Origin of the sequence: Paraburkholderia sp. SIMBA_054 (genome assembly GCF_046534875.1) — a bacterium.
Taxonomy (GTDB): Bacteria; Pseudomonadota; Gammaproteobacteria; order Burkholderiales; family Burkholderiaceae; genus Paraburkholderia; species Paraburkholderia hospita.
On sequence record NZ_JAWRXV010000008.1, the window covers coordinates 75517 to 90863 of the forward strand.

Here is a 15347-nt window from a genome sequence, read left to right on the forward strand (position 1 = left end):
CTTAACTGTTCTCCGGGTTGCCGCGAAGCGCGGCGAACAGGTCGACGGACAGCGCAAGCGCGAGCGCCGCTGCGCCGATCGCGAACAACATCTGGTAGTTGCCGCCGTTCTGTGTGAAGAGGAACGACATGCCGTATGCAGCGCCCGCCTGCAACACCGCGAAGCCGGTGGTGGCCGTGCTCCATGCGCCTTTTTGCGCGGCAGGGTGATGTGCGAGCAGTTCGTTCACACGGCCGAGCGCGAGCGGCACGATGCCCGGCACGGCCGCGCCCATCAGCACGCTGGACACGATCAGCAGCGCGGGACTGGTGCCGATCAGCGGCAATACGACGGCGACGATCTGGATCACGAACGCGACGCGCAGCGCAGGGCCGAAGCCCGCGCGGTCGGCGAGGTGTCCGCTCAATAACGGACCGGCGATCGCGCCGAGGCCGAACAGCACCCAGTATTGCGCGCCCGTATCGAGCCCCTTGCCGAGACCGCGCGATACGAAATCGACGAGAAACAGCATGTGCGGAACGAGACCGATCGCGTTGAGCGCGTACTCCGCATATAGCGCGCGCAACGTGAAGCCGCTGTGCTTCCTGTGCTTCGCGTGATGCGCGGGCGCCGTATGCGTATGGGCGTCGTGCTTCGGCCAACCATTCCATGCGGCGAGTGTCAGCAGCAGGGCGATAGCCGCGAGACCGAGCCAGGTTTGTTTGACCCCTTGAAGCAGCAACAGTGGCACGATCGTGCCCGACGCCGCGATGCCAACGCCGATGCCCGCGAAAATCGCGCCGCTCACGAGGCCACGGCGCGACGGCGGCACATGCGCGAGCACAGTCGGCGCGGCCAGCACCATCAGTGCGCCGCCCGAAAGGCCCGACGCGAAGCGCCACACGAAGAACCACGAAAACGACAATGGAAACGCGCAAGCGACGAAGGCAATCGTTGCCAGCAGCATCATCGCGCGCAATACGTGCGTTGCATTCGCGCGCCTGGCGAGATAGCCGCCGAGCAGCGCGCCCGCCAGATACCCGCCCAGATTCGCTGCGCCGAGATACGCGGCCGTCGATGCCGCAAACCAGTGCGCGTCGATGATGGCGGGAAGAAGCGGCGTATACGCGAAGCGCGCAAGGCCAATCCCGACGAGGCTTGCGCTCGCGCCTGCCACCGTGCCGCGCGTGATGTTGAAGGCGGGTGGCTTCGTGATCCTGATAGCTGCGTCCTGCATTGTTATCTCCGTGCTGCTGTCGCTACTGCTTGCTGCGACTCCTCGAATAAAACATTGATGTGAAAAATACTATGGCATCCGAAATAATAAATATCGAGGATGCCGTGCCGCTAACACCCGCTCTCTCAAGAACCGACGTTGCTTCCGCCGTCGACGTGCAAAATCTCGCCCGTCACGAAGCCCGCCGATTCCAGATAAAGAACCGCTTCCGCAATGTCCGTCACTTCGCCGAGGTGCCCGATCGGGTGAAAACGCGCGAGTGCTTCGTGCCGTTCGCGCGGATGCATCGGTGTTTTGATGACGCCTGGCGCGACTGCATTCACGCGAATGCCTAGCGGCGCATACTCGATTGCCAGCGACCGCGTCACCGCATTCAACCCGCCTTTGGTCAACGCAGCCATCGCCGCGGGCAGTCCGGCGCGAGGCCGGTCCACGAGGCTCGCCGTGATGTTCACCACATGGCCGCTGCGTTTCTTTTTCATCTCCGTCAGCACGCGCTGCGTGATATGAAAGAAGCCGTTGACGTTGGTCGCCATGACGGCGTCGTAGTCTTCGGGCGTGTAGGCGTCGAAGGGCTTGGCGATGAAAATGCCTGCGTTGTTGACCAGCGTGTCGATCCGGCCAAAGCGCTCCAGCGCGACGGCGACGACCTGTTGCGCGGTCTTCACGTCGGCGATGTTGCCTTGCACGGTGGCAATGTCAGGATCGTCGCTTGGCTGGATCGAGCGCGACGTCGCGACTACGCGGAAATTGCGGTCGCGATACGCTTTGACCACCCCCGCGCCAATGCCCTGCGACGCGCCCGTAACGATCACCACTTTCTGTTCGGCACCCATTCACCCGCTCCTTTAACCAGTTGGGCCGTGTGGCCCGATGTCGATGGAGCAAGTCTAGATTGAGTCGATCGCAGAGAGAATCCACGCAATGCGGCAGACATTCTTCCGCTGGGCGGTTCAATGGGCGTCGGTGATGCGCTGTAACTGGTTGAAATGCCGACGCAAACGCGGCGTGGCGAAATCGACGAAGGCGCGCACCTTCGGCACCGAGAGGCGGCCGTGGGGCGTCAGAAGATGAACGGGCAAGGGCGCGTGCTCGCTGTCGCGCAACACGATGCGCAGTTGCCCGACCTTTACCTGCTGCGCGATGTGATAGGAGAACATGCGCGTGACGCCGCGTCCTTCGACAGCGGATGCCACGGCGGCGTCGATACTGTTGACGATCAGGCGCGGCGAAAAATGGACGACCTGCGCGACGGTCGAGCCTTCGGCGGGCGGAAAGCTCCACGAATCGACGCCGAAGTGCGTCATCGAAATGATCTGATGTTGTTCCAGGTCCGCGGGCTCGCGAATCTGCGGGTGCTTGGCCAGATAGCGCGGCGACGCCGTCACGACGCGCCGCACTTCGCCGACGGGAATCGCGATCAGCGTCGAATCGGGCAGATGCGCGATGCGCAGCGCGACGTCGATGCCTTCGTCGATGAGGCTGACGGGGCGGTCGAGCATATGCAGGCGCACCGACACGGCCGGGTACTCGTCGATGAAGTCGTCGAGGATCGAGCGCAGCATGTCCTGGCCAGCGGCGACGGGCGCGGTGACGTTCAGCAGGCCGCGCGGCGCGGAGCGCTCGCCCGCTACCAGCAGGTCGGCTTCCTCCAGATCGGTCAGGATGCGCCGGCACGCTGCCGCGTAGCGTTCGCCCGCCTCGCTGAGCTTGATCGTGCGCGTGGTGCGGTGCAGAAGCGGCGAGCCGACGTGCGCTTCGAGGAAGGCAATGGCGCGGCTCACCGCGGCGGGCGAACGGCCGAGCCGGCGGCTCGCGCCCGCCAGGCTGCCTTCGTCCAGCGTCGCGACGAACACTTTCATTGCGTCGATGCGGTCCATGGTGCAGTGCTCGGGAAATCGTCGGCGGGGCGACGTTGCCCGGAAGTGTACAGCGGCGTGCGTGTTCAGGCCCTTCAAAGGCCGCGCGATGCGTCCGCTAGCGCTGCGCCGTCACGATCCAGCGGCGCAGATCGACGGCGTCGTGGAAGTGCGCCTGCGCGTTGGGATCGCCCGAGCAGGACGATCAACACGGGATGGCTGCGCACCATCGTGACGATGATCAGGCAGTGGCCGGCTTCGTTGGCGAAGCCGGTTTTCTGCAGGCCGATCCTAAAGGGGCCGTTGACGAACATCAAAACTGCGCGATCAGGCTTCGCCGTGTTCGTCTGCGCCGATCACGACATGATCCACGGACTCGAAACGATAACGCGGCACATCGAGATTTTGCGGCGCGGGTTTGTCCTTGAATACGCGGCCTGCGAGGTCATAGGTCGAGCCGTGACATGGGCAAAGAAATCCGCCTGGCCAGTCATCGGGAAGACTCGTTTGCGGGCCAGGCTGGAAACGCGGACTCGGTGTGCAGCCGAGATGCGTGCACACGCCGACCACCACGAGCAGATTGCTATGCTCCGGGCGCGAGCGAAACTCGTTGTTGCAGTACGGCGGCAGCGGCATCGAGAAGGGCCGCGTCGTTTGCGGGTCGGCGACGAGCGGATCGGCGGCGCGCACATCGGCGAGCATCGTGTCAGTGCGATTGACGATGAAGACGGGCTTGCCGCGCCATGCCGCCGTCAGCATGTCGCCGGGCTGCAGCCGGCTGATATCGACTGTCACGGGCGCGCCCGCCGCCAGCGCGGACGCCGATGGCCTGAACGATTCGACGAACGGCGTGACGACGGCCACGCCCGCAATGCCGCCCGCTACCGATGTCGCAATCATCCATCGACGGCGTGCTTCGTCGACGGGCACGTCCGCGTCCGCGCTCATGATGTGCTCCCTTCCGGGTGGGTCGGCCATACGAACATCGCGCGAACATGGCCCGACGATTTGATGTCGACTAGACGCTGCTGGGTCTTGCCGTCATGGCTCGCGGTGATCTTGTAGCGCCCATTCGGAAGCGATGCGAGGATGAACGGTCCGTGCGAGGTCGCATTCAAAAGCGTCTTGCCGTTCATGTCGGCGATGTGAACGGGAACGTCGGCGAGGTACTCATTCCCGTGACGCGTCGCGCCCGCAAATTCGAGTACGAGCGGGTATTTGTGCATGACGTCCTTCAGTGCAGCCGATTGATCGCTGCCGACGCCACCCGAAAGATACGTGACCACGCCTTGCTGATGAAGCGGCGGCAGATTCGTCGTCGCTGCGAAAGCGACACTGGTTGCGGATTGCGCGAACACGAGCGCGATGGCAACGAGACCTGCTTTGGTGAAAGTGTTCATGACGGTTCTCCATCTTGAAGATCAAAGCTGTTTATTGCAGATGCTTTGGCGCGCATACCCGGCGTCGTTCAACGAGCGCTGCGCCTTCGTTGAAATTCACCGGACCGGATGCATCGCAAGCGCAACCTTGCCCGTCGATAAGGCGGTCGCGTACGTGATACAGGGGACGAACGCGACCGCGTGTGCACGACGCGACATCGCAAGGGTTTGAGAATCAAGGCATTCACGATGCGACCTCAAAGTCTTCGTGTCTGCAATTTAGGCAACGCGAATTAAATGAGAATTAAAGCGCGTGATACGGACGAGTACGGGGAATACTCGTCGCGGGGCGGATATATGACGCAGCGGGCGCCGCGCAGGTTGCTGATGTCGATGACGACCGGCTTCTGACGTTCGAGGCCGCTAGCCCATCAGCTCAGAAATCTCGATCAGGTTCAGATCGGGGTCCCGCACATACACGGAGCGTATCTTCTGCGTCGCGCCCGTTCGTTCGACGGGCCCTTCGATAATCGGCCAGTTGCATGCCGCGAGATGCGCGACGACCTGATCGAGCGGCACCGATGCGATAAAGCACAGGTCCAGCGCGCCCGGCACGGGCAAATGCGCCTTCGGCTCGAATTCGTTGCCGCGTACATGCAGATTGATCTTCTGGTTGCCGAGGCGAAAGGCGATACGCCCGGCGCCGAATGTCTCCAGTTGCATCTGCATGACCTGCGTATAGAACTTCGTCGTGGCTTCTGCATCGGTGCAGGTCAGCACCAGATGGTCGAGATGATCGATCATGAAGAGACTCCTTCTGTGAGTCAGCGTGCGTGCGCGTTCGCGCGAATTCTGCGCGCATTCACGCGCGTGACGTACAACGTGAGCGTGCCGCAGACGGCGAGCATCGCAAAGCCAAATCCGGCGACGGACGGCCATGCGCCGTTTTGCCAGAACCAGCCGCCCCACGAGCCGAGCACGCTTGAACCGAGATAGTACGCAAGCAGATACAGCGAGGTCGCGTGACCCTTTGCGCCATCGGCGAGTTGTCCGACCCAGCCACTCGCCACCGAGTGCGTGATGAAGAAGCCGATAGTCAGCACGATGATGCCGAGCACGACAGGTACGAGCGCATGCATCAGCGTCAACGCAAGTCCCAGCGCGGCCACCACGACGCCCGCAGTCAGGACCGGCCCGCGCCCGCAGCGATCGGCCAGCGCGCCCGCGCCGGATGCGGCGACGATACCGAACAGATACGAACAGAAGATCAGGCCGGTTTGCGTCGCGCTTAGATCGAACGGCGGCGCCATCAACCGAAAGCCCGCGTAGTTGTAGACGGTGACGAACACGCCCATGACGAGGCAGCCTGTTGCGAACACGGCGGGCAATGTCGCGGCCGTCAGATGTTTGCGCCACAGCGCGATGTGATGAACAGCAGTGAGGTCCGCGCGTTTCACGAAATTGCGTGAGCCTGGCAACAGCAACACGAACGCGATAGCGGCCACCACATCGACAATACCGATGGTCAGCATCGCCGTGCGCCACGACAGATGATCGCTCATGTAACTCATGCCCACGCGCCCGATCATTCCGCCGAACGCCGTCCCGCCGACATAGAGCCCCATCGAAAGCCCCAGCCCGCGCGGATCGATTTCCTCCGCGAGATACGCCATCGCGACGGCGGGCACGCCGCCGAGCGCCAGCCCTTCCAGCGCGCGGGCCACGAGAATGCTGTGCCAGTCCGCTTCGAGCGCGGCGCAGACGTTGAAGAGCGCGGCGAGCGTCATCGATGCGAAGATCAGGCCGCGTCTGCCGAACCGCTCCGATAGCACGCCTGCGCAGAGAATCGAGAACGCGAGGAAACCTGTCGAGAGCGATAGCGCGAGCGAGCTTTGCGCCGCGCCGATATGAAATTCGCTGGCGAAAACAGGCAGCAACGGCTGCACGCAATACAGCAGCGAGAACGTGGAGAAGCCCGCAAGAAAGAGCGCGATGCTGATGCGGCGAAAGTCCGCCGAGCCGGGCCGCACGCCGGATGCGCCGGTGGTGTTGGAACGTGTGCTGGATGTTTCGATGCGATCGGGCGTGGCAACGGATGGATCGGAGTTCATGGACAAGATCGGCGGTCGACTGTGACGCAGGAATTGTCCTGCGCCAGAGCTATACTGTCCAATATATGAAACTGGCTAACCCGATACGTTTTAGCACTAGCATGGAACTGCGTCATTTACGGTATTTCGTCGAGGTTGCAAGTGAGCGCAACTTCACGCGCGCGGCTGAAAAGCTCGGCATTGGACAGCCGCCGCTCAGTCAGCAGATCAAGAGCCTTGAGCGCGAGTTGGGCGTCGAGCTGTTCCGTCGAACCGCGCATGGCGCCGAACTGACGGGCGCGGGCGAAGCGTTTCTGATCGAGGCGCAGCGCGTGCTGGGCGGCGCGCAACGCGCGGCGCAAGCGGCGCAGCGGGCCGCGCGTGGCGAGACGGGACGGCTGCGTATCGGCTTCACGGGGTCGGCGGCGTTCAATCCCGTTGTGCCCGCGCTGATTCAGCGTTTCAAGAGCCGCTATCCGACCGTCGATCTGACGCTCGAAGAAGCGAATACGCCAGCGCTGCTGCAACGCCTGCTCGATGACGAGATCGATGCCGTGTTTTTCAGGCCCGGAACCACGTCGCCGGAGCACGTGCAGACGCATCGCTTCGCGGATGAGCCGATGAAAATCGTGCTGCCGTCAACGCATCCGCTCGCAGCAAAGAAGCGCCTGCCGTTGACGGCTCTGGCCGACGAACCATTCGTGCTTGTGCCAGGGCCGGCGGGCGTTACGCTTCACGATGAAATCGTCCGCGCGTGCGGCGAGGCGGGCTTCAGTCCGCACCTCGCGCAGCCTGCGCCGCAGGTGTCGTCGGTGATCAATCTGGTGGCGGCGGGCCTCGGCGTGTCCATCGTGCCCGCCGCGATTGCGCAGGTGCAGGTGAAGGGCGTGCGCTACATCGATGTGCAGGGCGCGAAGATGCGGGCGCGTCTAGCGTTGGGATGGCGTGAAGGGGACGCGTCCGCGACGCTCGGCAATCTGGTCGGATTGCTGTGACAGCTTAATCTCTCGCCTCGATCAGCCGCATGCGGCGTTCGAGTTCGAAGAGATCGACGGCCGACGAGAGGTACGTGTCACGGCGGCTGTGCTCGGCGCGGTCCAGCAGTTCCTCTGCGCGGTCCAAGAGTTCGAAGATGATCCGGAGGAAGTATGCGAACATGGCGTGCTCCTGTTGCGGTGGTTCAGGCGCAACCATTTGCATCGAGCGTGCCATTTCGGAGAAGTCCTTGTCCGGCGGGCTTTTGGGTTATCCAGCGGCCGTCGACGGATGCGAATGTGATCGGATAGAACCAACTTTCGCGCGGCAACAGTTTGCTTTCACCATGCTTCCATGCGGATAACTGCTCGCCCGATGCGGTTGCATTTCGACGGCACGCATTTGACGCGGGAGCGCGACTTCATGCGTGCAGAAGGCCGGTTCATGAACATTCGACGCAAGGAGAATCCGATTGACACCGCTGGAGAGACTCGAAGGCTTCGACGACAACGTCGCTTCGCTATTACAGCAATGGAATGCACCTGCCGTCGGCGTCGCTGTCGTCGTCGATGACGTGCCTGTTCTGACGCGTGGATACGGCTTTCGCGATTACGACAAGCGCCTGCCGTTCGATGCGTCGACGCTCTTTCCCATCGCGTCGAACACGAAGCTGTTCGTCGCGCTGGCTGCCGGTATGCTGGTCGACGAAGGCAAGCTCACGTTCGACAAACCGCTTTGCCAGCATCTACCGGAACTGCGGTTTCGTAACGACATACTGACGCGCTCCGTCACGCTGCGCGATCTTCTCGCGCACCGCACGGGCATCACGCGTCACGACATGATGACCTACGGCGCAGCGGCGACGCCGAAGGAAGTATTCGACCGCCTGCATCTGATGAAGCCGACCGCTGGCTTGCGCGAGACGTTCATCTACAACAACGTGATGTACTACGCGGTGGCGCATGCGATCGAGCGGCTGGGCGGCATGTCATGGACGGAGCTGGTTCGCGAGCGCATGCTCGAACCGGCGGGCATGCGCGATACGTCGTTTCTCTATTCGGAGTTGTTGAACGAGCCGAATCTCGCCATCGGCTACACCGAGTACCGCGACCGCCGCGAACTGCGCAAGCTCGATACGAAGCGGAAAAGCGATTCGCCGTGGCCGTCGGGCAGCATGGTATCGACGCTCGGCGACATGTCGCGCTGGCTGTCGTTGCTCGTCAACGACGGCAAGGTTGACGACAGGCAAGTCATATCGAAGACCTTGCTGCGCGAGACGATGGCGCCCGCGATATCGCTGCCGAACTCGGCGCCGGAACTATATGGCTGGTGGGAATCGCTCAACGGCGCATATGGTTTGGGAAGGCAAACGGAAGTTTATCGCGGGCATCTGTTGGCTTCTCACGGCGGCGATATTCGCGGGTTTCATTCGAAGGTCTCGGTCATGCCGAAAGAGCGGATCGGCGTGAGCGTTTTCGTGATCGGCGATCATTGCGCGGCGTTGCGCGATGTCGTCCACTATCAGCTCTATGAGCGTTTGCTCGGCCTCGAACTGACGCCCTGGAACGAGCGTCTGCTCGGCCTTTTGGAACCCGCGCGGCAAGCGATGTCGCAGGCGCGTAGCAGCCGCTACGAAGACCGGATCGACAACACGAAGTCATCGCATCCACTGGAAGACTATGCGGGCGACTTCGCGCATGAAGCCTATGGCACGATCGCGATTGCGCTCGAGGATGACCATCTGCGGCTGAAGTTTCGCGATCAGGATTTGCAGTTGCAGCACTATCACTACGACCGCTTCGACGCTGAAGTAGAGGATCCCGAAGACGACGCACGCTGGCGCATCAACTTTCAGGCGACACACGAAGGCGATATCGACCGCTTCGTCACGAAGATCGTCGAGAACGAAGTCATATTCGTGCGCAAGGAGTTTGCTCATTCGCCCGCCGTGGTGCAGCGCTTTGCGGGAGTCTACGAAACGGCCGTCGGTGTGCGCGTCGACGTGTTCCTGCGCGACGACGGCACGTTGTGGCTGCGCGTGCCGGGGCAGCGCGACGAGCGCTTCATTGCTGCGCGGGATCGCGTGTTTCGCATAGCGTCCGCGCCGGGCTCGACCTTCGAGTTCATCGAGCGTGACGGACAGATCGTCTCGCTCGATCAGATGACAGGGGCGGGGCGTTTCATTCTTCGCAAGGTGTGACGGCCATATGGACGAGCGTCCTGCGTCCCCGGAAAAGCCGACGTCCAGCCGGTCCCGCGTCAGCACCCTTCGGCAGATACCCGGCAGCGTCTGGGTGTTGGGCTGCGTGAGCCTGTTGATGGACATCTCATCGGAGATCATTCACAGCTTGCTGCCGATGTTCATGTTGGCGAGCCTCGGCGCGAGCGCGACGACGATCGGATTGATCGAGGGTATCGCCGAGGCGACGGCGCCCATCGTCAAGGTCTTTTCCGGTGCGCTCAGCGATTACCTCGGCAATCGCAAATGGCTCGCCGTCGCGGGCTATGGACTCGGCGCGCTGAGCAAGCCGTTGTTCGCGATTGCGCCGACCCTCGGCCTGGTCGTGACGGCGCGCGTAATCGACCGGATCGGCAAAGGCATTCGCGGCGCGCCGCGCGATGCACTCGTCGCCGATGTCACGCCGCCGCCGCTGCGTGGGGCTGCGTTCGGATTGCGGCAGTCGCTCGATACCGTGGGCGCTTTTCTCGGGCCGTTGCTCGCGGCCGCGATCATGCTGATCTGGGCGAATAACTTCCGGCTTGCGTTCTGGCTCGCCTTCATTCCGGCAGTGCTGGCTGTCGCGTTACTGACGGTCGGCATCGACGAACCCGCCCGCCAGCCCGGCGCGAAGCGCGTCAATCCGATCCGGCGCGACAGTATTCTTCAACTCGATGGCGCGTACTGGTGGATCGTCGCCGTCGGCGCCGCGTTCGCACTCGCGCGCTTCAGCGAGGCGTTCCTCGTGCTGCGCGCGCTGGACAGCGGCGTGCCCGTCGCGCTGGTGCCGCTCGTGATGGTCGCGATGAACGTCGTGTATTCGCTATCGGCCTATCCGCTCGGCAAGCTTGCCGATTCGACGAGTCATGTCAGGCTGCTGGTCGCCGGGCTCGTGATACTTGGCGTGTCCGATCTCGTGCTTGCCCACGCGGTTCACTGGAGCATCCTGCTCGTGGGCGTCGCCCTGTGGGGCCTGCATATGGGCATGACGCAAGGGCTGCTCGCGACGATGGTGTCGCACAGCGCGCCTGCGCATTTGCGGGGCACTGCGTTCGGCTTGTTCAATCTCGCGAGCGGACTTGTGACGCTGGTTTCCAGCGTGATCGCGGGCGCGTTGTGGGACACGATAGGCGCGGCCGCGACGTTCCATGCGGGCGCCGTATTTTGCGTGGTCACGATCGTGCTGCTGCTGGCACGTCCCGCGCGACGCATCGATCTGCGCAGCTAAACGGCGCGTGCGAACGAGGCTTACGTTGCCTCACTGTGAAATAAGTTTGCTAACCCCGCGCGGCAAGCGACAGGTTTTCTGCCTGAAAGATTCGCAGATGTAATGGCAACCGGACTGTCAGTAAAAGTTATTACCACGTCAGCGATAAACGAGGTTTTATCGATTATTCCTTTCGAGAAGCTATAAAGCTTGCATAATTATTCGTAACAATAAAAGCAGCGACATTCTCTTTGTAATACCTGTGAATGAAAATGGAAGAAGTGCGAATTTATACGAAAAAATGCATATTTATCAGTATGTTGTAGTGTCATCTTCTGGTGCGAACGTGCTGCGACAACGTTGTAATCCTGCATGGATGTAGAGCGGAAATTACCACGCGAAACCTAAAGCAATATTTAGAGACGTCGTAAACCCCGTCGAGTGGCGGCGCGAAATAGTGAATAAATTGCGTCGCCGCTCATGTCGATTTTTCCAGAACCGAAAGGGGTTGAAATGCTGAACATCAATACAAACATCATGTCGCTGACGGCGCAGAACAATCTGTCGGGTTCGCAAAACGCGCTCTCGCAGGCGATCAACCGTCTATCGTCGGGCAAGCGCATCAACACGGCCGCTGACGACGCGGCGGGCCTCGCGATCGCGACGTCGCAGACGGCATCGATCAATGCGTTGACGCAGGGCGCCGCAAACGCGAACAACGGCATTTCGATGGTGCAGACCACGAACGGCGCGCTGCAATCGATCGTCGACAACTTGCAGCGCATCCGTCAGCTGGCAGTGGAAGCAGGCGACGGCTCGCTCGACTCGAACGCGCTCGCCAACCTGCAGGCGGAAGTGTCGACGCGTCTGACGGAAATCACACGCGTTGCACAACAGACTACGTTCAACGGTCAGGCCGTGCTGAACGGTGTCGGCTCGGTCAACTTCCAGATCGGCGCGTTCAACGGCCAGCAGATCACCGCGAACTTCGGCACGCAGAGCTGGGACGCGAACTCGCTGGGCATCAGCGGTTTGAGCGTGGCGACCGCTTCGGGTGCGCAAGCCGCCATGAGTTCGATCGATAGCGTGCTGACGAGCGTGAACACCTTCCAGGCAACGCTCGGTGCAACGCAGAACACGTTCCAGGCCGCCATTTCGACGACGCAAACGGAAGCGACCAATATGAGCGCCGCCGAATCGCAGATCACCGACGCGGACTTTGCGACGGAAACGGCCAACCTGTCGAAGGCTCAGGTGTTGCAGCAAGCGGGCATCTCGGTGCTCGCGCAAGCGAACTCGATGCCGCAGCAGGTGCTGAAGCTTCTGCAGTAACGGGAACGGCATTGTGCATCCTGTGTCGGGCGAGCGGGATGCACGGTGTTTCCTTAACGGATCATCTTCCAGTTCGCTAAGGCACGCCCTATCTGCTCAAGGTCGCGAGGATTCGAGCGACGGATAAAGCCGCGCCAGCATTGCCTCAAAAGTCGCCTCCGATACGCGCCCCAAGTGCTTTTCCAGCAATCGTCCGTTGGCATCGTAAAAGAGCGTGGTCGGATAAGCAGTGACATTCACACTTTTTGCGAGTGTCAGTTGCGGATCAAAGCGGGAGTTATCGATGTGCAAGTTGAGGTCTGCCAGAAACGCCTCGACCGTGTGGCGGTCTTCTCCCTGATTCACGAAAACCAGGTCGAGTTCGGGATGGCTCGTCTGCGCGCTGGCAAGCACGGGCATTTCCCCTCGACAGGGCCCGCACCATGTCGCCCACAAATTGACGACAAGCGGCTTGCCGTTATTGCGTGCAAGGGGTTGCGGCATACCGGCCTCGTCGAGTAACGATATGGACGGCACGTGCGAGGGCTGATCGGATCGTTCCATCACTGCACCAGCGATGCCCCACGCGACGAATCCCGATATTGTCGCGATGGCTAACGGGCGCCGTATTGCCGATCGCCGTATTGCGGTAACCACCGCGACGACGATTCCTGCCGCAATGCCGGGTATCGCCGCGAATCCCGCGTCTCTGATATCGAGCATTTGCAGGAAGTCGCCGCGATAGCTCGGCAGGTATTGAAGAACGAACACCGCACGCGCGACGAACAGGCCAATGAGTAACGCCGTAAAGAGGGCGCGCTCGACGTCGGATTGCTTCTCGCCAGAGAATCTACTGGCGAGTAACGCTACGGCAATGCCGATGAACAGTGCAAGCGGTCCAGCAGGAAGCGCCAAGGGGCCAATATTCATTCGTTTGTTCCAGGTGCGTAGCCGAGTTCCAGTGACTTGGAATATACCGCTAAGGTCACAAGCGCATGAACACCCTAGAGGATCAAGAATATGCTCGTTCGTCTCGTTCCTGGCTGCGATTGATTTCCGCCCTTTGAAGAAATCAGCAAATGGAGGCGAGCGTGATCGCTCGCCCCGACATCGCGACACGTTCACACCTGCGCGAGGCCACCGTCGACGAACAGGTCGATACCCGCAACGAAGCTGCTCTCGTCAGATGCAAGGAACAGCGCCGCGGACGCGATTTCCTCAGGCCGACCGATGCGGCCCAATGGCGTCGCGGCAGCGAACCTGGCGCGCAGTTCGTCTGCTTCGGCGGCCGTCGCAACCTGGCTGTCGATGATCGGCGTGTCGATCGCGCCTGGGCTGATGGCATTGACGCGAATGCCGCGGCCCTTCAGTTCGACGGTCCATGTCCGCGCCAGCGAGCGGACGGCTGCCTTGGCCGCGCTGTACGTGTCGTGAGCCGGCAAGCCTTTGACACCTGCAACCGAACTGGTCAGGATGATGCTGCTTCCATTGCCCATCAACGGTAGCGCTTTCTGCACAGTGAAAATGAGTCCGCGCACGTTGACGTCGAACGTGGCATCGTAGTGTTGTGGCGTAATCTCCTCGAGCGTGCGATGTTCGACCGCCCCTGAATTGGCGAACAGAACGTCGATCTTGCCGCGTTGCTCTCCGACAATGGAAAACAGGCGATCCAGTTCATCGAGCTTCGTCACGTCGGCCTGCACGGCCGTCACGTTGCGGCCAATCTGCTGCACGGCTTTATCGAGTTCCAATTGCCGCCTGCCGACGATGAACACATACGCGCCCTCGTCGACAAAGCGTTGCGCGGTCGCAAGTCCAATGCCGCTGCTGCCGCCTGTGATGACGGCTGTCCTGTTTGCAAGTCGATTCATGATGTTGTCGTTCCTGATTCAAGCTGATTCAAGCGGCTTCGGTTTCTGCATGAAACGCGTAGTCGGTATAGCCACGCGCATCGCCGCCGTAGAAGGTCGAACGGTCGTAGCGGGTGAGCGGCTTGCCGGTGCGCAGACGTTCGGGCAGATCGGGATTCGAAATGAACATGCGCCCGAATGCGACGAGGTCTGCGTGGCCGTCGGCGACGATCTGCCCGGCGCTTTCGCCCGTAAAGCCGCCTGCGGCGATGATCGTGCCGTTGTAGAAGCGGCGCATGTCTTTCGACGTGACGTCCGACTCGCTCGTCTCCTGCTCGACGATGCCGCGAATACGCGGCTCGATGATATGCAGATACGCGAGGTCATAACTGTTCAGACGCTCTGCGACATAACCGAAGGTGGCATGCGGATCACTGTCCGACATCGTGCCGTACGTGCCGCTCGGCGACAGCCGCAGTGCGACGCGGCCAGGCCCCCACACGGCGACGACAGCATCGAGCGTTTCGAACAGGAATCGCGCGCGATTGTCGATCGGGCCGCCATAGGCGTCGGTGCGATGGTTCGTGCCGTCCAGCAGGAACTGCTCGAACAGATATCCATTTGCGCCGTGCAGCTCGACACCGTCGAAGCCCGCCTCTTTCGCCAGCACGGCGCTGCGACGGAACTGCTCGACAATGCCCGCAATTTCGTCGATCTCCAGTTCGCGCGGCACGATCAGTTCGGCTTCCGCGAAGTTGCCGTTTCCGTCGCGAATCGCCGCATGTTCGAGCGAGCGCAACGCGGACGGGGCAACAGGCGTGACGCCGCCCGTGTTGGCGGGATGCGCCTGACGTCCCGCGTGCCACATTTGCAGGAAGATGCGCGCGCCCTTCGCGTGCACGGCATCCGTCACGCGCCTCCAGCCCTTTACCTGCGCATCCGTGTAAATGCCCGGCGCGTCGACGTAGGCAATGCCAAGCGGCGAGACGGCCGTCGCGTCGCTAATCAGCAGGCCGCCTTCCGAGGCGCGCTGCGTGTAGTACTCGACCATCAGGTCGCCGGGCACGTTGCCTTGCCCGGTGCGCATCCGCGTGAGCGGCGCGAGCACGACGCGGTGACTGAGTTCGAAAGGGCCGACATGGGTACGGCTGAAGAGCGTGTTCATGCGTGCATCCTCTGGATGAGTGTTGAAGATGACGGGATCATGAGCGCCCGTTAAGCCGCGCAGAAGAGGCCTGGCGG

16 protein-coding genes are annotated in these 15347 nt (G+C 61.8%); 4 read left to right on the plus strand and 12 right to left on the minus strand.

Going from position 1 to position 15347, the window contains the following annotated elements:
- Position 1 precedes the first annotated feature (1 nt).
- The 8 genes from SB822_RS11905 to SB822_RS11940 form a co-directional block, all read right to left on the minus strand.
- Positions 2–1216 carry a YbfB/YjiJ family MFS transporter gene (locus tag SB822_RS11905; RefSeq protein WP_410854740.1) on the minus strand — a complete coding sequence of 405 codons (1215 nt, stop codon included), beginning with the start codon at positions 1214–1216 and terminating at the stop codon, positions 2–4.
- 125 nt (positions 1217–1341) lie between these two features.
- Positions 1342–2052, minus strand: coding sequence for an SDR family NAD(P)-dependent oxidoreductase (locus SB822_RS11910; protein WP_410854741.1), 711 nt, complete (start codon positions 2050–2052; stop codon positions 1342–1344).
- Between the two features lie 117 nt (positions 2053–2169).
- Positions 2170–3096 carry a LysR family transcriptional regulator gene (locus tag SB822_RS11915; RefSeq protein WP_410854742.1) on the minus strand — a complete coding sequence of 309 codons (927 nt, stop codon included), beginning with the start codon at positions 3094–3096 and terminating at the stop codon, positions 2170–2172.
- Positions 3097–3170: 74 nt separating this feature from the next.
- Positions 3171–3389: a hypothetical protein gene (locus tag SB822_RS11920; protein ID WP_410854743.1), complete on the minus strand. Its 219-nt coding sequence runs from the start codon at positions 3387–3389 to the stop codon at positions 3171–3173.
- Positions 3390–3402: 13 nt separating this feature from the next.
- Positions 3403–4023: a ubiquinol-cytochrome c reductase iron-sulfur subunit gene (gene petA / locus SB822_RS11925; protein ID WP_410854744.1), complete on the minus strand. Its 621-nt coding sequence runs from the start codon at positions 4021–4023 to the stop codon at positions 3403–3405.
- Positions 4020–4475, minus strand: coding sequence for a carboxypeptidase regulatory-like domain-containing protein (locus tag SB822_RS11930; RefSeq protein ID WP_410854745.1), 456 nt, complete (start codon positions 4473–4475; stop codon positions 4020–4022). The genes petA and SB822_RS11930 overlap by 4 nt, the downstream gene beginning before the upstream one ends.
- 402 nt (positions 4476–4877) lie before the next feature.
- A complete protein-coding gene (locus SB822_RS11935; protein WP_410854746.1) occupies positions 4878–5258 on the minus strand; it encodes a VOC family protein in 381 nt (126 codons plus the stop codon).
- Between the two features lie 20 nt (positions 5259–5278).
- On the minus strand, positions 5279–6565 hold the full coding sequence (locus SB822_RS11940) for an MFS transporter (protein ID WP_410854747.1): 1287 nt from the start codon (positions 6563–6565) through the stop codon (positions 5279–5281).
- Positions 6566–6666: 101 nt separating this feature from the next.
- Here SB822_RS11940 and SB822_RS11945 point away from each other — a divergent pair, with 101 nt between their 5' ends.
- On the plus strand, positions 6667–7539 hold the full coding sequence (locus SB822_RS11945; RefSeq protein ID WP_079492474.1) for a LysR family transcriptional regulator: 873 nt from the start codon (positions 6667–6669) through the stop codon (positions 7537–7539).
- A 4-nt stretch (positions 7540–7543) separates the two neighbouring features.
- Here the strand turns inward: SB822_RS11945 and SB822_RS11950 are convergent, their stop codons facing one another.
- Complete coding sequence (locus SB822_RS11950; RefSeq protein WP_007742991.1) at positions 7544–7702, minus strand: DUF3563 family protein; 159 nt, start codon at positions 7700–7702, stop codon at positions 7544–7546.
- Between the two features lie 289 nt (positions 7703–7991).
- Here SB822_RS11950 and SB822_RS11955 point away from each other — a divergent pair, with 289 nt between their 5' ends.
- The 3 genes from SB822_RS11955 (at position 7992) to SB822_RS11965 (ending at position 12276) form a co-directional block, all read left to right on the plus strand.
- Complete coding sequence (locus SB822_RS11955) at positions 7992–9719, plus strand: serine hydrolase (RefSeq protein WP_410854748.1); 1728 nt, start codon at positions 7992–7994, stop codon at positions 9717–9719.
- Between the two features lie 7 nt (positions 9720–9726).
- Positions 9727–10965 (plus strand): MFS transporter, encoded by a 1239-nt coding sequence (locus SB822_RS11960; RefSeq protein ID WP_410854749.1) that lies wholly within the window; start codon positions 9727–9729, stop codon positions 10963–10965.
- A gap of 492 nt (positions 10966–11457) precedes the next feature.
- On the plus strand, positions 11458–12276 hold the full coding sequence (locus tag SB822_RS11965; protein ID WP_007583132.1) for a flagellin domain-containing protein: 819 nt from the start codon (positions 11458–11460) through the stop codon (positions 12274–12276).
- 96 nt (positions 12277–12372) lie between these two features.
- On the opposite strand, the gene SB822_RS11970 is transcribed toward SB822_RS11965, so the two are convergent.
- The 3 genes from SB822_RS11970 to SB822_RS11980 form a co-directional block, all read right to left on the minus strand.
- Positions 12373–13185, minus strand: a complete 813-nt coding sequence (locus SB822_RS11970; RefSeq protein WP_410854750.1) for a prolipoprotein diacylglyceryl transferase family protein — start codon at positions 13183–13185, stop codon at positions 12373–12375.
- Positions 13186–13376: 191 nt separating this feature from the next.
- Positions 13377–14126: an SDR family NAD(P)-dependent oxidoreductase gene (locus SB822_RS11975; RefSeq protein ID WP_410854751.1), complete on the minus strand. Its 750-nt coding sequence runs from the start codon at positions 14124–14126 to the stop codon at positions 13377–13379.
- Positions 14127–14154: 28 nt separating this feature from the next.
- Positions 14155–15270 (minus strand): alkene reductase, encoded by a 1116-nt coding sequence (locus SB822_RS11980; RefSeq protein WP_410854752.1) that lies wholly within the window; start codon positions 15268–15270, stop codon positions 14155–14157.
- Positions 15271–15347: the final 77 nt, after the last annotated feature.